At 57.8% G+C, this 22,819-nt stretch carries 18 protein-coding genes; 5 read left to right on the top strand and 13 right to left on the bottom strand.

Annotation, left to right across the window (positions count from 1 at the left end; translation table 11 throughout):
• Position 1 precedes the first annotated feature (1 nt).
• Complete coding sequence (locus tag BM347_RS08755) at positions 2–2,035, bottom strand: ComEC/Rec2 family competence protein (protein ID WP_093916022.1); 2,034 nt, start codon at positions 2,033–2,035, stop codon at positions 2–4.
• Positions 2,036–2,160: 125 nt separating this feature from the next.
• On the opposite strand from BM347_RS08755, the gene gltX reads away from it, so the two are divergent.
• The 3 genes from gltX to BM347_RS08740 all read left to right on the top strand — a co-directional run bounded on the left by gltX (position 2,161) and on the right by BM347_RS08740 (position 5,670).
• Complete coding sequence (gene gltX / locus BM347_RS08750) at positions 2,161–3,561, top strand: glutamate--tRNA ligase (protein ID WP_093916021.1); 1,401 nt, start codon at positions 2,161–2,163, stop codon at positions 3,559–3,561.
• A gap of 113 nt (positions 3,562–3,674) precedes the next feature.
• Positions 3,675–4,970: a citrate synthase gene (gene gltA, locus BM347_RS08745; RefSeq protein ID WP_093916020.1), complete on the top strand. Its 1,296-nt coding sequence runs from the start codon at positions 3,675–3,677 to the stop codon at positions 4,968–4,970.
• 400 nt (positions 4,971–5,370) lie between these two features.
• Positions 5,371–5,670, top strand: a complete 300-nt coding sequence (locus BM347_RS08740; RefSeq protein ID WP_093916125.1) for a hypothetical protein — start codon at positions 5,371–5,373, stop codon at positions 5,668–5,670.
• Positions 5,671–5,679: 9 nt separating this feature from the next.
• Here BM347_RS08740 and BM347_RS08735 read toward each other — a convergent pair whose 3' ends face one another.
• From BM347_RS08735 to BM347_RS08690, 10 genes are all read right to left on the bottom strand, one after another.
• On the bottom strand, positions 5,680–6,456 hold the full coding sequence (locus BM347_RS08735; protein WP_093916019.1) for an enoyl-CoA hydratase-related protein: 777 nt from the start codon (positions 6,454–6,456) through the stop codon (positions 5,680–5,682).
• A gap of 70 nt (positions 6,457–6,526) precedes the next feature.
• Positions 6,527–6,979 (bottom strand): cytochrome c-type biogenesis protein, encoded by a 453-nt coding sequence (locus BM347_RS08730; RefSeq protein WP_093916018.1) that lies wholly within the window; start codon positions 6,977–6,979, stop codon positions 6,527–6,529.
• A complete protein-coding gene (locus BM347_RS08725) occupies positions 6,976–8,940 on the bottom strand; it encodes a heme lyase CcmF/NrfE family subunit (protein ID WP_093916017.1) in 1,965 nt (654 codons plus the stop codon). Before BM347_RS08725 ends, BM347_RS08730 begins: the two co-directional genes overlap by 4 nt.
• Before the next feature lie 72 nt (positions 8,941–9,012).
• A complete protein-coding gene (locus BM347_RS08720) occupies positions 9,013–9,588 on the bottom strand; it encodes a holin family protein (protein WP_093916016.1) in 576 nt (191 codons plus the stop codon).
• The gene (locus BM347_RS08715) at positions 9,579–10,190 is read right to left on the bottom strand and encodes a holin-associated N-acetylmuramidase (RefSeq protein WP_093916015.1); all 612 of its coding nucleotides are present in this window, start codon (positions 10,188–10,190) and stop codon (positions 9,579–9,581) included. Before BM347_RS08715 ends, BM347_RS08720 begins: the two co-directional genes overlap by 10 nt.
• Before the next feature lie 78 nt (positions 10,191–10,268).
• Positions 10,269–10,712, bottom strand: coding sequence for a cytochrome c maturation protein CcmE (gene ccmE, locus BM347_RS08710; protein WP_093916014.1), 444 nt, complete (start codon positions 10,710–10,712; stop codon positions 10,269–10,271).
• A gap of 6 nt (positions 10,713–10,718) precedes the next feature.
• Entirely contained in the window at positions 10,719–11,744 is a 1,026-nt protein-coding gene (argC, locus tag BM347_RS08705; RefSeq protein WP_425442454.1) for an N-acetyl-gamma-glutamyl-phosphate reductase, read from the bottom strand.
• Positions 11,745–11,780: 36 nt separating this feature from the next.
• Positions 11,781–12,590, bottom strand: coding sequence for a glutamate racemase (locus BM347_RS08700; RefSeq protein ID WP_093916012.1), 810 nt, complete (start codon positions 12,588–12,590; stop codon positions 11,781–11,783).
• Between the two features lie 12 nt (positions 12,591–12,602).
• Positions 12,603–13,490: a lysophospholipid acyltransferase family protein gene (locus BM347_RS08695; RefSeq protein ID WP_093916011.1), complete on the bottom strand. Its 888-nt coding sequence runs from the start codon at positions 13,488–13,490 to the stop codon at positions 12,603–12,605.
• A gap of 68 nt (positions 13,491–13,558) precedes the next feature.
• Positions 13,559–16,975, bottom strand: a complete 3,417-nt coding sequence (locus BM347_RS08690; RefSeq protein ID WP_093916010.1) for an indolepyruvate ferredoxin oxidoreductase family protein — start codon at positions 16,973–16,975, stop codon at positions 13,559–13,561.
• A 244-nt stretch (positions 16,976–17,219) separates the two neighbouring features.
• Between BM347_RS08690 and BM347_RS08685 the strand changes: the two genes are divergently transcribed.
• A complete protein-coding gene (locus BM347_RS08685; RefSeq protein ID WP_093916009.1) occupies positions 17,220–18,125 on the top strand; it encodes a LysR family transcriptional regulator in 906 nt (301 codons plus the stop codon).
• A 252-nt stretch (positions 18,126–18,377) separates the two neighbouring features.
• Positions 18,378–20,537 (top strand): phosphoribosylformylglycinamidine synthase subunit PurL, encoded by a 2,160-nt coding sequence (gene purL, locus BM347_RS08680; RefSeq protein WP_093916008.1) that lies wholly within the window; start codon positions 18,378–18,380, stop codon positions 20,535–20,537.
• Here purL and BM347_RS08675 read toward each other — a convergent pair.
• Both BM347_RS08675 and BM347_RS08670 read right to left on the bottom strand, forming a co-directional pair.
• Positions 20,534–21,787 (bottom strand): vWA domain-containing protein, encoded by a 1,254-nt coding sequence (locus BM347_RS08675; RefSeq protein WP_093916007.1) that lies wholly within the window; start codon positions 21,785–21,787, stop codon positions 20,534–20,536. The genes purL and BM347_RS08675 overlap by 4 nt on opposite strands.
• Positions 21,788–21,860: 73 nt before the next feature.
• Positions 21,861–22,772 carry an AAA family ATPase gene (locus tag BM347_RS08670; protein ID WP_093916006.1) on the bottom strand — a complete coding sequence of 304 codons (912 nt, stop codon included), beginning with the start codon at positions 22,770–22,772 and terminating at the stop codon, positions 21,861–21,863.
• Positions 22,773–22,819: the final 47 nt, after the last annotated feature.

Here is a 22,819-nt window from a genome sequence, read left to right as displayed (position 1 = left end):
ACTACCTGTCTGGCCATTGCGTCCATAGCCGCGTGCCCGCCATTTGGCGGGCCGTTTGCATTTCAAGCTGACCGTTGTTTATCGACATTGCGATTGCGCCGGTCTTGCGCAGGTGCGCCGGGTCAAGGATCACGCAGTCACCAATGTTGCGGTCGATTTTCACCGATGACACGACAATCTGCCCCGCCGTGCATCCACCAAAGGCCGCGGCCGCGCGTTTGCCCGACAGGTGGATGATCTCTTGCCCCCCAATCCGCATACTTGGCCCCCACCGCGCGGCAGCCTCCTCCTGCTCTACACCGTCGCCGTCATTCTCTAACCAGTTGCGGGCAACGAATCCCGCGCCCTTGGCCTTGCTCAGCGCGCGGCCTTGGGCTGTCATGATTCCCACCAGATTACCGCTATCGGCAATCAAAACAGCAGGCCGCGCCGCCTGATGCCAAAGGACGAATGCCCAGACCACCGCCGCGATCCCCGCAAAGCGCAAGCGCCCCTGCCATAACAGCAGCCACAAGAACCCAAGCGCCATCAGCGGCAGCACCCAAACACCCGGCCCTTTGACATGGCCCCGCGCCCCGTCCAAATCAGCCACGAATGCCGCCACGCCCAAGATCCAGCGCAGTCCGAGCCCCATGATCCACAGGGGCAAGTGGTCGAGCCCCAAGGGGGCCATAACCAATGCAGCGACCGCCGCAGGCATGACCAGTAGGCCCATCAACGGCACCGACAGCAGGTTCGCGATCAAACCGAAATGCGCAATCGAGTTGAAATGCGCTGCCCCCACCGGCGCGGTGAACAGCCCTGCGACAGCAGATGAAATAAAGGTCGCTACCGCCGGAGCGAGCCATTTAGGGCCCAGTGACAGATCAGCTTCGCGCAGCCAACCGAAGACGGCCACCAATGCCGTGGTCGCCGCAAAAGACATCTGAAACCCCGGCCCCATCAAGGCCTCTGGCCTGAGGGTCAAAACGATCGTCGCGGCAATGGCAACCGCGCGCAGGCTCAGCGCGCGCCGCCCTAACATCAACGCGCCTAATGCGACGGCAACCATAACAAATGCACGTTCCGTCGCCACGTTCCCGCCCGACAGCGCCAGATATCCCGTAGCTGCAATCAGCGCGCCCGCAGCTGCGATACTGCGGGTGGGCCAACGCAGGGCAACCCACGGGATCAAGCTTAGCACCAACCGTAGTGCGCCAAAAACAACGGCGCTGAGCAGACCCATATGCAGACCGGAAATCGCCAATAGATGCGCGAGGTTACTGGCGCGCAGATCAAAAAGGGCGGTTTGGCTGATAGCACTGCGATCCCCCGTTGTAATTGCTGTCGCAAAACCGCCGATGTCCCCCTCAAGGGCCGCCTGCACCCGCGCCGATGCCGCCATGCGTACGCGCAAGACCAGCAGACCGGCACGGCCGTGCGATGCCACTGCGACGCCCAACACCGGGGTGCGGGTATAGCCCACAGCGCCGAGCCGCGCGAACCACGCGTGGCGTTGAAAATCAAAACCACCCGGTTCAACCGGACCACTGGGGGGCGATAAATGCCCTGTTGTCATCACCCGCAACCCCGGCTCTGCGGCGATGCTATGGCTTTGATCGCCGTGCAGGGATACCCGTACACGCGCCGGGGTGCGGGCGCGGGAAACACGGTCCAACACCACGCGGTCCAAGGTCAGGCGCAAGGCGTCCGACTGGCTACGGTCGATCCCGACGATGCGCCCTTCGATTGCGCCGTAATAGCGCCACCCCAAGACCGGCCCACCAACCGCATGGGCGCGCAGGGCGGCCAAGTCGAAGCCGATCAATCCCAACGCCAGCGCCACCACGAGGGGGCTGATTGTCTCGGGCAGGAACCGCTGCGCCCAGATCAACATCCATGCCCCTGTGCCCAACCCTATCAGGACCGGCAGCGCCGGTTCAAAGGTCAACGTGAAATAGCAGCCAATACCGCAGGCAAGGCAAACGGGCACCCAGCCGAACAGATGTCCGCGCTGTTGCAACATCATCTGCGATAGACCTTGCATCAGGCCCATACTTGCCCCCGATCCTCGCACTAGATAGATAGACCCTAACGCTAGCCGCAGCATGGTTAGCAAATGATAAACGGCTCCCCGCCCAAGGGGATTTCCGTGCCATTTCTTCTGAAAGGACGCCGCCCATGACACAGCCTGTCGTCACCCGTTTTGCCCCCTCACCGACCGGCTATCTGCATATCGGCGGTGCGCGCACTGCGCTGTTCAGCTGGCTTTATGCGCGCGGTCGGGGCGGCAAATTTCTGCTGCGGATCGAAGACACGGACCGCGCCCGCTATACGCCCGAAGCCACTGATGCGATCTTGCAGGGGATGGCCTGGCTGGGGCTGGATCATGACGGCGATGTCGTCAGCCAGTTCGAGAACGCAGCCCGTCACGCCGAGGTCGCGCTCGAGCTGCTTGCCGCTGGCAAGGCCTATAAATGTTTCGCGACCCAAGAAGAAATCGCCTCGTTCCGCGACGCAGCAAAGGCCGAAGGTCGCAGCACGCTCTATCATTCGCCGTGGCGCGATGCAGATCCAGCGACCCATCCTGACGCGCCTTACGTCGTACGCATCAAAGCACCACAAAGTGGCGAGACGATCATTCGCGACCGTGTGCAGGGTGATGTGAAAATCGGCAATGACCAGTTGGATGACATGGTTTTGTTACGTTCCGATGGTAGCCCCGTCTACATGCTGGCCGTTGTCGTTGATGACCATGATATGGGCGTGACCCATGTGATCCGTGGCGATGACCACCTGAACAACGCCGCGCGCCAAATGATGATCTATAACGCGATGGGATGGGACGTGCCGGTTTGGGCGCATATCCCGCTGATCCATGGCCCTGATGGCAAGAAACTATCCAAACGTCACGGTGCCTTGGGCGCGCAAGAATATCAGGCCATGGGCTATCCTGCTGCGGGCATGCGCAACTACCTTGCCCGCCTCGGGTGGAGCCATGGCGACGACGAATTTTTCACCGATGCGCAGGCCAAAGAATGGTTCGATCTGGACGGTATCCGCAAAAGCCCGGCCCAGTTTGACCTGAAAAAGCTGGAAAGCATCTGTGGGCAGCATATTGCCGTCGCAGATGACGCTGCGTTGCGGAAAGAGATCGAGGCTTATCTGAGCGCAGCAGGCCGTCCTGCCCTAACGTCGCAACAAGGTGACGGGCTAGAGCGGGCGATGTACTGCCTGAAAGATCGCGCCAAAACCTTCCCTGAACTCCTTGATAAAGCACAGTTTATCCTTGCAAGCCGCCCCATCGTACCCGATGAGAAAGCAGCAAAGAATTTAGACAATGTATCCCGTGGTATACTGATAGAATTGACGCCGCAGTTGCAGAATGTTACTTGGGACCGAGAAACGCTGGAAGACGCGCTGAACGGCTTTGCCGCCGCACATGATACCAAATTTGGCAAACTGGCCGGGCCTTTACGCTCGGCGCTTGCCGGTCGGGCCGCAACCCCATCGGTATTTGATATGTTGCTGGTTTTGGGTCGTGATGAAAGCCTTGCCAGATTGCAGGATGCAGCTAATTGAGGGATGCTTAAGCAAATCTCAACTAAGCGCGAGATAACACAACGCACACGCCAATTCAGGCGGGTGCCGGACGGTGGGCAAAACGCACACCGCCAACGGTAGAAAGGGACTTCATGGCCGAGAATACAAAATCAGCAACGTTGACCATCGACGGAAAAAGCTTTGAATTACCCATTCATTCCCCGACGGTTGGCCCCGATGTCATGGATATTCGCAAGCTTTATGCGCAGGCGAACGTCTTTACCTATGACCCGGGCTTCACGTCGACGGCTGCCTGTGACAGCACCATTACATTTATTGACGGCGACGAAGGTGTATTGCTGCACCGCGGCTACCCTATCGATCAGCTGGCCAGCCAGTCGCACTATCTCGAAGTGTGTTATCTGCTGCTTTATGGCGAGCTTCCTTCGCCAGCGCAGTTGGAAGAATTCGAAAACCTGGTGACCAACCACACCATGATCCACGAGCAGATGATTAATTTCTTCCGTGGCTTCCGTCGTGACGCGCACCCGATGGCGATCATGGTCGGCGTTGTGGGCGCAATGTCCGCATTCTACCATGACAGCACCGACATCAACGACGCCCATCAGCGCGAGGTCGCGACGATCCGCCTGATCGCCAAGATGCCGACAATCGCCGCCATGGCCTATAAGTACACCATCGGCCAACCCTTTGTTTATCCACGCAATGATGTCGACTACGCAGGCAATTTCCTGCGTATGTGTTTCGCCGTCCCTGCCGAAGAATATGTGGTTGACCCGATCCTCGCCCGCGCGATGGACCGCATCTTTACCCTGCATGCCGATCACGAACAAAACGCGTCGACATCGACTGTGCGTTTGGCCTCGTCCTCGGGTGCGAACCCGTTTGCCTGTATTGCTGCCGGTATCGCCTGTCTTTGGGGCCCTGCCCACGGTGGTGCGAACCAGGCATGTCTTGAAATGCTCAAGGAAATTGGCACGCCGGACCGCATTCCAGAGTTTATTGCACGGGCGAAGGACAAGAACGATCCGTTCCGTCTGATGGGCTTTGGCCACCGCGTATACAAAAACTTTGACCCCCGCGCGACCGTGATGAAGGAAAGCGCCGACGAAGTTCTTGAACTACTGGGCGTTGAAAATAATCCGATCCTGCAGGTTGCCAAGGAACTTGAGAAACAGGCGCTGGAAGATCCGTATTTCGCAGAAAAGAAACTGTTCCCGAACGTTGATTTCTATTCCGGCATCATTCTCGAGGCCATGGGCTTTCCGACCTCGATGTTCACGCCAATCTTTGCCTTGGCGCGCACCGTTGGCTGGATTTCTCAGTGGAAAGAACAGATTAGCGATCCACAGCTTAAAATTGGCCGTCCCCGCCAGCTGTATTTGGGCGAAAACCAACGCGACTACATCGATATCGAAAACCGCTGATTTCAGCGCCGATTTGATTTTAACGCTCCGCCGTTTGGCGGGGCGTTTTTTTTGGCGGACCTGCACCCTGCCTCAGCCCTTTACACAGAGCAGCTCCAAAATACGCAGTTATTCGACATAATTCGAATCAACCCAAGGCAGCAAAGGTGATCAAACCCGCCCACGAACGGCGATTGTTTCCGTCCATTTTTCATCATTTCGAAACCAAGCCGCCAAGACCGCCGTGCTTTAGCGTTTTTGTTTCCCCGTGTTGAACAATGAAGCAAGTTGATTGACCCAACTCGGTGACGGCCAATAAACTACGGGAAATCGGCGGGGGCCGCGCATCTTCTTATTGAAAATCGCCCTGATTTTCATGGGTCTGAGCCTGTTCCAGAGCACGAAACACAGGGTGGCAGCGATGGCAGTATTGGATTCAGAGGCTGATCTACAATGGGACAAAGCGACCAGTTTGAAATCGGTTGATGCGCTGAAACAGAACTGCCCGCAGGGGTCTTTCGTCCGGGACAACCATCATAATCGCGATCAAATCGCTGTCATCTATAACAAAGGCCAGACACCCCCACACATCACGGTGAAAAAGGTATCCAGCTCGGTTCAAACGGTTCTGGCCGATGGCGTCGCCGTGGCTGTGGTGGCCTGTACATCGCGCCCCACATTACACCCCGACGACGTTCTGCTGATCGAACGGTCAATCTAGAAACGACGTTTACCGCCCTTCAAACTTGGCAATTCGCTTTTGCAAGAATGCGATAACGCCTTCCTTGAAATCACGCGATTGGCCGCATTTGCCTTGTTCACGTGCCTCCAGCGCAAGTTGATCCTCGTAGGAGTTATCCCAGCTTTCGCGGATCGCTTTCTTGGTTGATGCATAGGCTTGGGTCGGACCGCTTGCCAATTGCGCGGCCTTGGCGCGCCAGTAGGCGTCGAATTCCGCGTCTGGAACGGCTTGCCAAATCATGCCCCAATCATCGGCCTGACGGGCGCTGATCTTATCGGCAAAAAGAGCGGCCCCCATCGCCTTGGCCATGCCCATCTGACGCGGCAGCGTGTATGTGCCGCCAGCATCCGGGATCAAGCCAATCCGGGTAAATGCCTGCAGAAAATAGGCCGTTTCCGCCGCGATAACCACATCAGCGGCCAGCGCCAGATTGGCCCCCGCCCCCGCTGCTGCCCCATTAACAGCGGCGATCGTAGGCACAGGGCAACTCGCAATTGCGCGCAGCATGGGGGCGTATTCATCGCGCAACGTCCGCTCGAGATCCATGGCGGCACCGCCGTTGCTGTCGCCCAGATCCTGACCGGAACAAAAGGCGCGACCCGCACCTGTCAGAACCACGCAACGCGCCTGCTTGCCCGCCTGCGTAAAGGCGTGCTCGATCTCGGCGCGCATCTGGGTGGTCAGCGCGTTCATCTTATCGGCACGGTTCAGGGTGATAATGGCAAGGCCGTCGGTTACGTCATAGGTTAAGGTCTGGTAGTCCATCAGTAAGGTCCAATCTGCAGGTTTGTCGCACTGTACCCAATGCTGCCCCCAGAACCAGTAAAACCACGCGTTACCTTTTCAAAATATCGTCCAGACGGGCCTGTTCTTCGGGGCTAAGCGGGGTTTGATCCGGTGCAGGGGCCGCAGACCGGCTGCGCAAATAGCCGTATCCCAACCCCGCCGCCAACAATAGCATCAGCGGCCCCGCCCCCCATAGCAGCCAGGTTGACCCCGACGCAGGCGGATTGAGCAACACATATTCGCCGTAACGCTCAACGATGAAATCGACGGCTTCTTGGTCGCTATCCCCCGCAACCAACCTTTCACGCAGTAAAATTCGCAGGTCGCGGGCTAGGCTGGCGTTGCTTTCGTCGATGCTCTCGTTGCGGCACACAAGGCAACGCAGCCCCTTAGACAGATCACGCGCCCGTTCCTCAAGTACCGTATCTGAAAGGATTTCATCCGGCTGCACCGCCCAAGCCGGTGTAACCAGCAGCATCCATGCGATCAAAAGCGCCCTCATTCTGCCGGCACTGGCGTTGTGCGTTTGGCAGCACCTGCGGCCACCCGAAACCGTCTGTCCGAGAGGCTAAGCAAACCGCCCAAAGCCATGAGCGCGCAACCGATCCAGATCCAGTTTGTCATGGGTTTGATATAGGTTCGGATCACCCAGCCACCGGCATCTTGTTCATCGCCGATCACCACATAGACATCGCGCAGCAGATTATAGTCGATGGCCGCTTCGGTCGTCGGCATCTGCGCAACGGGATAGAACCGCTTTTCCGGGCGCAACTGCGCAATTTCTGCGCCGTTTTGAAACAAGGTCACATAGCCGGTGGTCGCCACATAGTTTGGCCCCTGCGATCGTTCTACATTATCGAGTTGAACGGTATAGCTGCCGACCTCGATCGTCCCGCCGATGGGCGCCGCGCGAATATCGTCGATATTCCAAGCCATCAGGCCAGCGATCCCGGCCATGGTCACGCCAAGCCCGGCATGGGCGGTCAGCTTGCCCCAATCAGCGCGCGGCAACCGTGACAGACGGCGCAACCGCCCCTGCCCGCGCCCCGTACGGCCCAATAGATCAACAACAGCGCCCATAACGATCCATGCGCCCAAGAACATCCCAACCGGGCCCAAAAGGCTGCGGCCCGTCTGTATCACATAGGCCAAACCACCAAGCGTCACGGCCAGCACGAAAACATAGCGCAACGGTTTCAGCGCACGACCGATCTGCGCACGTTTCCAAGGCATCGCCGATCCGATTGGCAACACCAGCCCCAGCAGTACCATGAAGGGCGTGAAGGCCGCGTTAAAGAACGGCGGACCCACACTTAGTTTGCGGTCAAAGAACATCTCGGCCAACAGAGGCCACATCGTTCCGATGAACACGACAAAACACGCAACAGCCAACAGCACGTTGTTCACCAACAAAGCAGATTCGCGGCTGACAATGCTGAACACGCCTTTCGCCTCAAGAGCCGATGCGCGCATTGCAAACAGCACCAAAGCACCGCCCATAAAGAACGCCATTATCATCAGGATAAACACCCCGCGTTCGGGATCGTTCGCAAAAGCATGGACTGACGTCAGCAAGCCCGAGCGTACGATAAATGTCCCGATCAGCGAAAACCCAAACGCAAGGATCGCCAGCAGGATCGTCCAGCTTTTCAAACTTTCGCGTTTTTCCACCACGATGGCCGAATGCAACAGCGCAGCCGCCAAAAGCCATGGCATAAAGGACGCGTTTTCAACCGGATCCCAGAACCAGAAACCGCCCCAGCCCAGCTCGTAATAGGCCCACCAGGACCCAAGCGCGATACCGATAGTCAGGAAAATCCAGGCCGCCAATGTCCACGGGCGCACCCAACGGCCCCATGCGGCATCAACCCGCCCTTCGATCAACGCGGCAACGGCAAAACTGAACGTCATCGACAGGCCAACATAGCCCAAATAAAGGAACGGCGGGTGAAAGGCCAATCCGGGGTCTTGCAACAGAGGGTTCAAATCCTGCCCATCAAAGGGCGGCGTCGCGAGGCGCAAAAACGGGTTCGAGGTAAACAGAATAAACGCATAGAATGCGACCCCAATGGCTGCCTGAACGGCCAACACACGGGCGCGGAGGCTTTGAGGCAGATTACCGCCGAACCACGCGGCCATCGCGCCAAACAGCGATACGATCAGCACCCAGAGCAGCATAGACCCCTCGTGATTACCCCATGTGCCGCTGATTTTATACAGCATCGGCTTTAGCGAGTGGCTGTTGAGCACCACTAAACGCAGCGAGAAATCCGAAGTTACAAACGCCCACATCAATGCGCCAAAAGCCAACGCTGTCAGGGCAAATTGCGCGCCAGCCGCAGGTTCAGCGGCGGCCATCCAGCCAGGCCAGCGCTTATAGGCACCAATCAGGGGGACCACCGTTTGAAAAACGGCCACACCAAAGGCGAGGATCAGGGCGAAATGTCCGAGTTCTGTAATCATGCCGCATTATAGGCCGCAAACGCGCCCCTTGCCATGCCCATTCACGCCCCCTTGGCGCGCAAAGCGTCGCAGCTAGCCCGCCGCTTTGCGCCAATCCTCAAGCGCGGGGTTTTCAGCATCCTCAATCACCGCAAGTGACAAGGCCGCATCCTGTCCGGTCGCCGCCACCTGAACGGAATCGTGGCGCAGCTTGTTGATTGAACGGATATTGCCGACGACCTGAGGCACTTGCGCAATCGTGCGAACGATAGAGCGTTGGAATTCCTGGGTTTTCACCTGATGCCGCGCGCCGAAATAGAATGACACGATCACGCCCAACAACCACCACAGCGGTTCCGGCACCAACGCAATCCCCTGCATACGTGCCGCAAACCAGATCGGGTTAACCATTGCGGCCACGAACAGCCCCAGCGTACCGAGCGCCAGCGCCGGGCGTGGCACCCGGTTCAACCCATCCATAAAGCGATCGAACCCGCCCTTGCGTTCAATCGCAAACTCGGCGGCATATTGCGCCATCGCCTGATCCTGCGCCGCAGCAGAGCGCTGCGCGCCTTTCTCGGCGTTTTCGCGGAAGACCTCGACTGTGTCGCGGACCATTTCACCGCTGTTGCCGAATACCAATCCGATCACCTTGTCGATCATCCCCATGACGCTGTCCTTTCGCTGAATGCTGATTGGCTCAGGTGGTATTCCGGTGCGATGAATTCTTCGGCCCGTTTGATCCACCCGCCTTTGCCGCCTGCCCTTGTACGGGCATATTTGCGGCTGGCGGGGCGTTGATCGGCCAGTCGCAAATAATAGTTCCGCCGCGCGATGCCGTAGGCATCCACCATCTGCTGTGGTGCGCGGGTATAGGCATCATGGGCCGCCGAATGGCTTTGCGGTCCAAGCGCGCCATCGACGGTAATATCATAGCCCATGCGCCGCAAAAGCCGCTGCAAGATTTTCACTGCGTTGCCCCCCGCATTCACATACATGTCGAACACGCTGGCCTGCAGCGCCTCGGGCAGGCCCGCGATCTGAGGCGCGTGAAAATAATGCTGGATAAAGATATCAACGGCATCGTCCTGCGTCAGTTGGCGCAAGTCACGCTGATCCACTGCGCCGTCATCGTTCAAATCAACGCCCAGACGGCGCAGTGTATGAAGTGTGACGCCAAAATTCGTGACCCCGCCCGGATCATCGGGATCGCTCACGAACCCGCCTTCACGGGCAACGATACCCCTTGCGATGTCTTTGACCGAACTCATCTGACTATCCCTCGCGCGTTTCAATGTCGCAAAGGTTCAAGGTCTTTCGTTAACGTATGAAAAGCAGCCCGTTCGGTCCTAGCTCTCAGGCTCGACGTAGACGCCTTGGTCTTTCAACGCGTCAATGACCTCTTTGGGCATATATGTCTCGTCATGTTTAGCAAGGATTTCAGTCGCTTCAAAGACACCGTTAATGTAGCGCCCCGTGCCAACCATGCCTTGGTTTTCCTCAAAAAGATCGGGCAGTACGCCGGTATAGGTCGCAGGAATGGTCGCCCCGCCATCCGTCACGGAAAAACGGATTGTTTCGCCATCACCCCGTACCAACGAGCCATCCACAACCAGACCTCCGATCCGAAATACCTCGTTCGGGCCGGGTGGTTCTGCGATCACCTGACTGGGTGCGTGGAAAAAGTTAATGCCATCGCGCATCGCATAACCGATCAATGCGGTGGATAGCACCAAGGCCACCACCGCCACTGCGATCACCTGAATCCGACGCTGTTTCTTAAGACTTTTCATACACCCTCAGGGAAATAGCGGGGCCATCATCAGCCCCTCAGTCTCTTCGATACCTAACATCAGATTGGCATTTTGCAACGCTTGCCCGCTTGACCCCTTCGTGAGGTTATCCAGCGCAGCAACCACAATCGTGCGCCCGTCGATCCGGTCAGCAACCACGCCGATATAGCAAAAGTTTGACCCGCGAATATGCCGCGTGCTGGGCGCTTCACCCATGGGCAGCACCTCGATAAACGGCTCGTCCGCATAGGCGGCGGCCAAGGTATCATGGATCACCTGCGCGTCGCCTTTGACGTAAACGGTTGCCAGAATACCGCGGTTGGCGGGGATCAAATGCGGCGTGAACTGCACTTTGATAGGGCGGCCAGCGACGGCTGAAAATTCCTGATCAAATTCGCCCAGATGCCGGTGCGTGCCACCGACGGCATATGCGTGATACCCTTCGGACAACTCCGCATGCAGCAGATTTTCCTTGAGCGACCGCCCCGCGCCAGACACGGCACATTTCAGATCAAGGATGATATCATCCAGATCGATCACGCCCTTTTCAATCAACGGCCGCAGCGCAAATTGGCCCGTGGCTGCATTACAGCCGGTGCCGGCAACCAGCCGCGCGTTCTTGATCTCGTCGCGGTAGAATTCGGTCAGCCCGTAAACCGCCTCTTTCTGCTGCTCAAGCGCTACATGAGGATTGCCGTACCATTTGGTGTATTCCTCGGGGTCACGCAGCCGGAAATCGGCGGACAGGTCCACAATTTTCAAGTCTTTCGGCAGTGCGGCGATGATCTCCTGGCTGGTTTTATGCGGCAATGCGCAAAAGCACAGATCAATGTCTGAAAAATCAATCTCGTCGATGGTTACCAGCGCGGGCACATCCATATGGCGCAGATGGGGGAACACCTCGGCCATCGTTTGCCCCGCTTTGGAATTTGCCCCCAAAGCCTTGATTTTCATGGATGAATGACCGGCGATCAGCCGGATCAGTTCAGCACCTGTGTACCCTGAGGCACCAAGAATTGCGATATTATACATTATGTCGGGTTCCGTTCGGAAAAGAAGTAAAGAGTGTTATGCGGCCTGAAATGTCAGCGGTCGTCGCAAGAATTGCGTCGCGCGGCTGCTGACTTTCTTGGGGTCACCAGTGGTCAGGAACGCGGCCGTGCCGGTCCCCATCATATCGGGATGCCGTTTCAGGTAATCGCCCAGACTGCGCGCCACCAGATTGGCCTGACTGAACACTTTGACATCGGGCCCAAGCGCATCGCGAAAGGTGTCTTCCATCAGCGGATAATGCGTACAGCCCAGAATGGCAGCCTCAGGATGTGGCATCTTGCGTTGCAAGGCATCCACATGGCTGCGCACCAGTGCTTCGGCGAGGATAAAATCGCCCTCCTCAATCGCATCTACGACTCCGCCGCAGGCCTGTGCCTCGACGTCGACACCAATCGCCCGGAATGCCAGTTCGCGCTGGAATGCCCGGCTTGCGACAGTCGCAGGCGTTGCAAACAACGCGACATGTTTCAGGTCCACCTCGCGTGGCGGGGAATTATCGCCCCATTCGCGTTCGGTCATCGCCTCGATCAGGGGCACGAAAACACCCAAAACGCGTTTATCCGACGGCACCCAGGATTCCTGCATCCGCCGCAAGGCGGCCGCCGATGCGGTATTGCAGGCCAAAATCACCAGATCACAGCCTGCGTCAAACAACCGCTGGGTTGCGGCAACCGTCAGATTATAGATGTCATCCGCCGTCCGCACCCCATATGGCGCATGGGCGCTATCGGCCAGATAAACGAAATCCACATCGGGCAACTGCGCCTGCACAGCGTCCCAAACGGTCAGCCCGCCAAGGCCCGAATCGAAAATACCAACTGCCATGTTTTCTTGCCGTCACCTGTCGGCACGATGCCGATTTTCAAACTCAAATCCCAAATCAAAGGTTTTGACCGGGTCCAAGGACAACTCATACGTGGCTTTGCGCAGGAAATCCATCATCGCTTTTGCGTCTTTTACCAAAGGGTTCAGGATGTTTCTGCCAATCGGCTCGCCGATCACAACACGCACTGGGGTATCGACGCGTTTGCGGAACTCTTTGATCAACAATCCCATACGCAAACTGCTGTGCAGATGGCTGGCGATCTGGAACATACGGCTGGTGTGCCCGTCGAAATAGATAGGCACAACAACAGCTTGCGACTTTGCGATCATCCGCGCGGTAAAGCTCCGCCAACTGGGATCCATCGGCTTGGAAAACGGGCGTGTGCCGGTGCTGACCGTGCCGCCGGGAAAGACGCCGACGGCCCCGCCCTGCCCCAAATAATCCAACGCGGTCTTGCGCGTGCGCAGGTTCAGGGCAAGCGCCTCTTTGGTTTCCTCAAAGCTGATGGGCAGCAGATGCTGGGCCAAATCCGGTGCGCGATTGAAAACCGAATGCGCCATGATCTTAAAGTCAGGCCGCGTGCGGGACATGATATGGCCCAACATTAACCCATCCAGAATGCCGTAGGGATGATTGGCCAGAAAAATCACCGGGCCCGTGGCTGGAATGCGGTCCAAGCCGCCGCCAACCACATCCAAGCTCAGCCCATAGCGCCGCGCCATCACATCGAAAAAGCATCCGCCCGCCGCCATGTCCTGCTCATAGCCCGAGGCGCGTTTGATCAGCCCCAATCTGCCCGTAGAGTTTTCCATCAAGCGGATAAAAGCCCGGCCCGGTTTGCTGCGGGCCGAATAGGCATAACTGATCTCGCGGGCAGAAAGCGGCTTGAGCTGGCCCATCTAAGGCTCCTTACTGAATAACGGCTCCGCCATATGCCGGTATTATGACATCCACATGACAGCCCGCCCTATTCTGCCGCTCTTGACGTTGTGGTGCCCCCTGCGCGGATCACGCTCAGCAATTCCTCTCGCCGTTTGGCCGCTTTTGCCTCGTTTGCCTGTTTGACCGGTCCAAAGCCCCGGATTTGCAGTGGCAATTCGGCCAGTGCGATAATGGCATCGCGGGTGTCGTCCGTCAGCCTCGGCAGTACGTCCTTCATGTCGGCCTCGTATTGTTTGATCAACGCGCGCTCCATCCGGCGTTCCTCGGTCCGGCCAAAGGGATCAAACGGCGTGCCCCGAAGGAACTTGAACCGTTTCAGCACGGTAAGGGGCATTTCCAACCATTCGCCAAAGGCGCGTTTCATCGGGCGGCCATCCGCACCGGTTTTCGACAGCATCGGCGGCGCGAGGTTAAAGGTGATCTTGGGGTCGCCATCGAATTCGGCATTCACCTTGTCGCGGGTTGTTTTCAGCAGCCGCGCGACTTCATATTCATCCTTATAAGACAACAGCTTATGATAGCCCAAGGCCATGGCTTCTTTCAGCCCTTTGTCCGTGACAGGCTCCAACATCTTGGCATAACGTTTGGCCAGCCCGTTGCCCTGATAGGCCTTCAGGTGATCAATCCGAAAGGCAATGCGGTCGTCCAGCGTCTTGGGCAGTTGCACAACATTCGGCGTTATGACCTGCGCGGCCTCTGCGGGATGCAGCACCGCCCAACGGCCCAACTCGAACGCTTTCAGGTTCCGCTCAACAGCGGCCCCGTTCAGCCGAATAGCGTCTTGCAGCGCCTCCAACGACAGCGGGACCAGCCCTTTTTGCCATGCAGCACCAAATATCATCATGTTGGAATAGATCGAATCCCCCAGCGTCGCCTTGGCCAGATCAGATGCGTCAAACAGCGCCACGTCGTCTTTCAGCCGCGCCTCAAGCGCGAGGGTCAGGCGGTCATAGGGCATCTTGAACTCGGTATCACGGGTGAAATCGCCTGTGATGATCTGATGCGAATTCACTACTGCGCCTGTGCGCCCAGCGCGGGTCAGACCCAGCGTTTTGGTCCCCGCAGACACCACAAGATCGCCACCAATCAGTGCATCCGCCTCGCCCGTGGCCACGCGGATGGCGCTAATGTCTTCCGGGCGGTTGGCCAGACGGCAATGGATGTGCACAGCGCCACCCTTTTGGGCAAGGCCTGCCATCTCCATCATCCCAGCGCCCTTGCCGTCAATCTGTGCGGCCTGCGCCAGCACGGCACCGATGGTCACAACCCCCGTACCGCCCACGCCGGTAATCACGACATTGAACGTGCCGTCAATCGCGGGCAACGCAGGTAATGGCAGATCAGGGATTTTCACCTCGGTCGTCGGGTCTTTGCGGATCTTCGCGCCCTCAAGGGTTACGAAAGACGGGCAGAACCCTTTGACGCAGGAAAAATCCTTGTTGCAGGAGGATTGATCAATCGCCCGCTTGCGCCCCAGTTCGGTCTCGGCCGGAACGATAGACACACAGTTGGATTGCACCCCGCAATCGCCACAACCCTCGCAAACATCCGTATTGATAAACACGCGCTTGTCGGGGTCAGGAAACAACCCCCGCTTGCGACGGCGACGCTTTTCAGCAGCACAGGTCTGGATATAGACGATGGCACTGACGCCTTTGTGCTTGGTGAAATCCTCTTGGACCGTTTGCAGATCGGCACGCTCGTACATGGGCACACCATTAAATGCGGCGGCATCTACGTCTTCTTTCTCGTCATAGACGACGGCGATGTTCTTCACGCCCATGGCTTGCAATTCGGCGACAATGCGCGGCGCGTCCAGATCGCCTTCGTTATGCTGGCCGCCAGTCATGGCAACCGCATCATTGTATAGGATTTTATAGGTGATGTTGGTCTTTGCCGCCACTGCGGCGCGGATCGCCTGAATACCCGAATGGTTATAGGTCCCGTCGCCTAGGTTCTGGAACACATGTTCGCGGGTCGAGAAATGCGATTCACCGATCCAGTTCGCGCCTTCGCCCCCCATATGGGTGAAACCTGTGGTTTCACGATCCATCCATTGCACCATATAATGGCACCCAATCCCCGCATACGCGCGGCTGCCCTCGGGCAATTTGGTGGACGAATTATGCGGACAGCCCGAGCAGAAATAGGGCACACGTGCCGCAATATCTTCGGCGTTATCGGCGCGGCGCGCTGTATCCAGCGCCTCCATCCCCGCTTTGATGCCATCGGTATTGCGGCCTTCTTCGATAAAGATATCGCCCAGCTTTTCCGCAATCCAGATCGGATCAAGCGCGCCGCGCGTCGGGAACAGCTCCTCGCCATGCTCCATCCCGGCACCACCCCCCTTGTGCCACCCATAGACACGCCGATGGGTGTCCGAAAACAACGCCTCTTTGATCTGTACCTCGATCAGCTTGCGCTTTTCCTCGACCACAATCACCAGATCAAGGCCCTCGGCCCAGGCGTGGAAACCCTTCATATCCAAGGGGAAGGTCTGGCCGATCTTGTAAAGGGTGATCCCCAAACGTTCGGCTTCGTTTTCGTCGATGTTCAGCAAACTCATGGCGTGGATCACGTCCAGCCAATTTTTGCCCGCCGCCGCGATGCCGATTTTGGCCCCGCGTTTACCCCACATGCGTTTATCCATCTTATTGGCATGGCTGAATGCCTCGGCGGCATAGCGTTTGTGATCGATCATTCGCGATTCTTGTAGATGCGGCGTATCCACCAAACGAATGTTCAGCCCCCCGTCGGGCATGTCGAATTGCGGCGTGACCAATTTCATTCTGTTGGGATCACCATTGACGACAGACGTTGCCTCGACCGTGTCCTTCATCGTCTTCAGGCCGACCCAAAGGCCGCTGAAACGGCTTAGCGCCCAGCCATAGATGCCGTAATCCAGTATCTCTTGCACGCCTGCCGGGCTGACCACGGGCATATAGGCATCAACCATTGCCCATTCCGATTGGTGCAGCACGGTCGAGGATTCACCGGTATGGTCATCGCCCATCGCCATCAACACACCGCCGTGCTTGGACGATCCTGCCATATTGGCGTGGCGCATCACATCGCCCGAACGGTCCACCCCCGGCCCCTTGCCGTACCAAAGGCCAAAGACACCATCGTATTTTCCTTCGCCCCGCAATTCAGCCTGCTGGCTGCCCCAAAGGGCAGTCGCGGCCAGATCTTCGTTCAACCCAGCCTCGAACAGCACGTCATATTCAGCCAAAGGCTTGGCCGCGCGTTCCATCTGCAAATCAACGGCACCCAACGGCGATCCACGATACCCGGTCACATATCCAGCAGTGTTCAACCCTGCGGCCCGGTCACGCGCCTTTTGCATCATCATCATACGCACCAACGCCTGCGTACCGTTCAGCAAAACGGGGGACTTTTCCAAGTCGAACCGATCATTCAAAGAAATCTTTTGGGTACCCATGGCGCGTCCTCCCGTACGAGCGATTGATCCATATACATCAATCTAGGTCATAAAAGCTGACCTGTCTAGCGTCGTCTTCCGACGCCCCTCAGACGAAACGATGAAATAATCGACATAAACAATGGGATATTCATCTTTCCTGCGCTAGTTTGCACTGCACCATTGCTAAGGGTTGTTTTTAAAGCGCACTTGGCGCAAAAACGGTGCTCTTTGGTAAAGATCATCCTTAAAAAAGGAAGTCCTCATGGATTGGGACAAGCTCAGGATTTTTCACGCTGTCGCAGATGCCGGCAGCCTGACCCATGCCGGTGATAAGTTGAACCTGTCGCAATCCGCCGTCAGTCGGCAAATTCGCGGTCTTGAGGAACAGTTAAACACCAATCTGTTCCACCGTCACGCCCGTGGCCTGATTCTGACCGAACAGGGCGAGCTGTTGTTTGACGCCACCGTCGCGATGAGCAAACGGCTGGACACAGCTGCCGCCCGCATTCGCGACAGCGAAGAGGAAGTCTTTGGCGAATTGCGCGTCACAACGACCACGGGTTTCGGCACCCTATGGCTCGCCCCGCGCCTGCCCAAGTTGTATGAGAAATACCCCGACCTTAAAGTCGACCTGATGCTGGAAGAACGCGTTCTGGATTTGCCTATGCGCGAAGCCGATGTCGCAATCCGCATGAAAGAGCCCTCTCAGGCCGATCTGGTTCGCAAAAAACTCATGATGATCAAAATGTGCCTTTACGCATCTCCGACCTATCTGGCCGAACACGGCACACCGCAACGGATCGAGGATATGTCAGAGCACCGGTTGATCTGCCAAAGCACCGAAAGCGATCAGGTAAATGCCGGTTTGACCCTTGTGCAGCAGCTTATGATGCATGACGTGCGATCCATGTTGACCGTGAACAACTATTTCGGCGTTCTTCAAGGGGTCATCCACCATCTTGGGATCGGGGTTTTGCCAGATTACCTGACCGAAGATTTCCCGGACCTTGTGCAAGTGCTCCCCGACACTGAGTCGGCAGATGTACCGGTCTTTCTGGCCTACCCCGAAGAATTGCGTGCTTCTAAACGTGTCGCGGCCTTCAAAGACTTTGTCCAAGACGAGATTATCACCCACCGCAAACACCTGCGGGACCGCCGCAGCGAATAGCTATGCGTTTTTCGCATAGCGGACATGCCGCGTTTTTCAAACTTCAGCCTTGATCCATGCACAGGTGCCACCTAATTGGGCAGTATGAAGACAGACGCCCTCGGGCTGTCACTTCATACCTCCCTGTTGGACTTGGCCGAGCTTTATGCTCGGCCTTTTTTTTGGCAATCACTCAGCCGTCCTTTGGCTCTTTTCCCCGCGGCAGCCTTACTCTAAGAGTACCGCCATATCTGCCAGGGGGATATCCGCACCATGACCGAACCAGCCATCACGCCAGAGCTTATCGCAAGCCACGGGATCAACGACGAAGAATACAAGCGCCTGCTTGATATCATCGGACGCGAACCGACTTTTACCGAGCTTGGTATTTTCTCGGCGATGTGGAACGAACATTGTTCGTATAAATCCTCCAAGAAATGGCTGCGCACGCTGCCGACTGAGGGGCCACAGGTCATTTGCGGTCCGGGCGAAAACGCTGGCATCGTCGATATTGGCGATGGTCAGGCGCTGGTCTTCAAAATGGAAAGCCACAACCACCCCTCCTACATCGAACCATATCAGGGTGCAGCAACCGGCGTTGGCGGCATTCTGCGCGATGTCTTCACCATGGGCGCGCGCCCCATCGCGGCGATGAACTCTCTCAGCTTCGGCTCCCCCGAACATCACAAGACACGCCAGCTAGTGCATGGTGTGGTCGCGGGTGTTGGTGGCTATGGCAACTGCTTTGGCGTTCCAACTGTCGGCGGCGAGGTCCGCTTTGACACCGCCTATGATGGCAACTGCCTTGTAAATGCTTTCGCTGCGGGTCTGGCCGACACGGACAAGATTTTCTATTCTGCGGCCTCCGGCGTTGGCATGCCCGTTGTCTATCTTGGTGCGAAAACAGGCCGCGACGGTGTGGGTGGTGCTACAATGGCATCGGCCGAATTTGATGACACGATTGAAGACAAACGCCCCACAGTCCAAGTCGGCGACCCCTTCACCGAAAAGCGTCTGATGGAAGCGACGCTTGAATTGATGGCCACCGGTGCGGTGATCTCGATTCAAGATATGGGCGCGGCGGGCCTGACCTGTTCCGCCGTTGAGATGGGCGACAAGGGCAACCTTGGTGTGCGTCTGGACCTTGAAAAGGTACCGACCCGCGAATTGAACATGACCGCCTATGAGATGATGCTATCCGAATCCCAGGAACGCATGCTGATGGTGCTGCGCCCCGAGCTTGAGGCCGAAGCCAAAGCTGTCTTCGACAAATGGGATCTTGATTTTGCCATCGTCGGTGAAACCATCGCAGAAGACCGCTTCTTGATCGTGCACAACGGCGAGGTCAAAGCCGACCTGCCACTGAAAGCGCTGTCCGGAAACGCCCCCGAATACGACCGCCCCTGGGTCGAAACACCCGCGGTCGAGCCGCTTTCCGATGTGCCGGGCATTGACCCGATCGACGGGCTGCGCGCCCTGCTGGCCAGCCCGAACTACGCATCCAAAGCGTGGGTATACGAACAATACGACACCATGGTCATGGGCGACAGCGCCCGCACCCCCGGTCTGGGATCAGGTATCGTGCGAGTCCACGGCACCGACAAAGCCATCGCATTCACGTCAGACGTGACGCCACGCTATGTCAAAGCAAACCCATTCGAGGGCGGCAGACAAGCCGTCGCCGAAGCCTATCGCAATCTCTGCGCCGTTGGGGCCCTGCCCTTGGCAACCACCGACAACATGAACTTTGGCAACCCAGAAAAGCCCGAGATCATGGGCCAGTTCGTTTGCGCGATCAAAGGCATCAGTGAGGCCGTGTCGGCGCTGGATATGCCCATCGTGTCGGGCAACGTGTCGCTGTACAATGAAACCGACGGCAAAGGCATCTTGCCCACGCCCACAATCGGCGCTGTGGGTCTGCTGAACCATATCGACGACATCATCGGCAAAGACGTGCGCGACGGCCATGTGGCGCTGGTTCTGGGCGCGACTGAGGGTCATCTGGGCCAATCTGCCCTGCTGCTGGAAGTGTTCAACCGCCGCGACGGCGACGCACCCAAGGTCGATCTGGCGGCTGAAAAAGCCCACGGTGAATTCATCCGCAACAACCGTGAGATGATCAAAGCCTGTACCGACTTGTCTGACGGCGGTCTTGCCCTCGCCGCGTTCGAACTGGCCGAAGAGGCTGGTATCGGTGTCTCGCTTGATTCCGCTGACACGCAAACCTTGTTTGGCGAAGATCAGGCCCGCTATCTGATCGCCTGCAACTTTGACCAAGCCGAAGCGCTGATGATTGCCGCGTCTCAGGCCGGATTGCATCTGGAAAGCGTCGGTAAATTCGGCGGTGATCAGGTCAGCATTGGCGGTGTCACAGCCCCGCTGGCCGAACTAAGCGCAACCTATCGCGGCACATTTGCCGAGACCTTCGCCTAATCCATCATTCCCATAAGCCGTGCTTTCTCGCCCATATCATCCGGGCGGGAAATCACGGCGGCCAGCTCTTCGAGCGACGCGATGGAATGGCCCGCCCGAAAACTGTCCACATGCGGCAGCATTGCGCGAATGCCCGCCGCCTTGGGGGCAAAACCGTCCCAGCGTAGCAGCGGGTTCAACCAGATCAGCCGCCGCGCCGTCAGGTGTAACCGCTGCATCTGACGCGCCAGATCATCAGGGTTGTCACGATCCAACCCGTCGGTGATCAGCAACACTACGGCCCCCTGCCCCATAACCCGCCGCGACCAGTCGCGATTGAACGCCTCGATACAAGACCCGATGCGCGTGCCGCCTTCCCAGTCTTGCGCCTGCGCGCCAGCAGCCTTGAGGGCTGCATCAACATCGCGGGTGGCCAGATGGCGGGTGATATTCGTCAGCTGCGTGCCAAAGGTAAAAGCATGCACCTTGGCCCACCCGGCCCCCTTGGCATTGCTGACAGCGTGCAGGAAATGCAGCACAACGCGGGAATATTGGCTCATCGAGCCTGAGATGTCGCAAAGCACAACCAGATTGGGATAGCGCGGGCGCGGCTGTTTAAACGCCAGCTTGTCCATATCGCCCCCACGCCGCAACGCCGCGCGCATGGTTTTCTGCACATCAATGCGCCCTTGCGGCGATGTCATGCTGCGCCGCGAGGGCATGGGTTTCACCGGCAAGCTCAGCCGCGCCAGCATCCGCTTGGCCTCTGCCATCTCGGCAAGGCTCATCTGTTCGAAATCAAGCGTGCGCAGACGTTCTTGGGTGGACATGGTCAGGCTGGCGTCAACCTCGACCAGTGTTTCCTCGGGTTCTTTTTCCTCCCCCTCATTCTCGGGGGCCTGCGCGCCATCCAGCAACGCCTCCGCCGCGCGTTTTTCCGCAGCTTGGGCGGGACGGTCTTCTTGGACGCCGCGGACGGCGGGCAGCATCGCCGCCATCATATGTTTAAGGTAGCGCGGGTCACGCCAATAGAGCCGGAACAGTTGCGCAAACACCCGGCGATGTTCGGGGCGGTTCACGAAACAGGCGTGAAGCGTCCAGTAAAAATCGACCTTATCGGTAAAGCCTGCCGCTTCGACCGCGCGGATGGCGTCAATGACCCGACCCGGCCCAATGGGCAGCCCTGCCCGCCGTAATGCGCGGGCGAAATGTGTGATGTTGCCCGCGAGTTTGGGGTTGTCGGGGAGTTCGAGTTCGGGAAGTTCGACCATAATTATTACGTCATGGGGGCTGTCTGCCCCCAAACCCCCGAGGATTTATCCCCATTTGGAATTGGAAGAGACATCATATCGCGGGGTCGAGCGACGCTTGAGCTTGGTCGAGGATGCGCTTGGCCTCTGAGCCGTGAAGTTTGGCGATGTCGTCTTGGTACTTCAGGATTGCGCCGAGCGTGTCGGCGATGACCTCGGGGCTTAGGTTGATCACATCCAGTGCCAGCAGGCATTTTGCCCAGTCGATGGTTTCCGCCACACCGGGTTTCTTGAACAGGTCTTCGGTCCGCAACTGCTGAACAAAGGCAACGACTTCGCGGCTAAGCGATGTGGAGGCTTCGGGGGCGCGGGCGGCGAGGATCTCTATTTCCCGGTCAAAATCGGGGTAGTCGACCCAGTGATAGAGGCAGCGGCGTTTAAGAGCGTCATGTACCTCGCGGGTGCGGTTCGAGGTCAGGATCACGATCGGCGGTTCCGGCGCTTTGATCGTGCCCAATTCCGGGATAGTCACCTGAAAATCGCTGAGCGCCTCAAGAAGGAAAGCCTCGAACGGGGCATCGGTGCGGTCCACTTCGTCAATCAACAAAATGGGCGCGCCGCGGTCGTCCGGGCGCATGGCCTCGAGCAAAGGGCGCTCAATCAGGAAATCATCGCTGAAAAGCTCGGTCGTCAATGCCGTGCGCGAGGTATCGCCGGCGGCTTCGGCGGTGCGGATCGCGACCATTTGCGCCGGAAAATTCCATTCATATACGGCAGAGGACGCATCAAGCCCCTCGTAGCATTGCAGCCGGATCAGTTTGCGGTTCAGCCCCGCGGCCAGTGCCTTGGCGATCTCGGTCTTACCAACGCCCGCCTCACCTTCGAGGAATAATGGACGGCCAAGGGTCAAACTGAGGAAGACGACTGTGCCCAACGCGCGTCCACATACATAGCCCTGCCCCTCAAGCATGGTTTGCACCGCATCAATCGACGATATATCTGTCATGGCGTCCCCTTTGAGGCACCAAAGGTGCATTCTGATGCCATATGGTC

Source organism: Sulfitobacter marinus (assembly GCF_900116285.1).
In the GTDB taxonomy this organism is placed as follows: domain Bacteria; phylum Pseudomonadota; class Alphaproteobacteria; order Rhodobacterales; family Rhodobacteraceae; genus Sulfitobacter; species Sulfitobacter marinus.
Note: the sequence above shows the minus strand (reverse complement) of the source record. Positions and strands in the feature narration are given on the sequence as shown.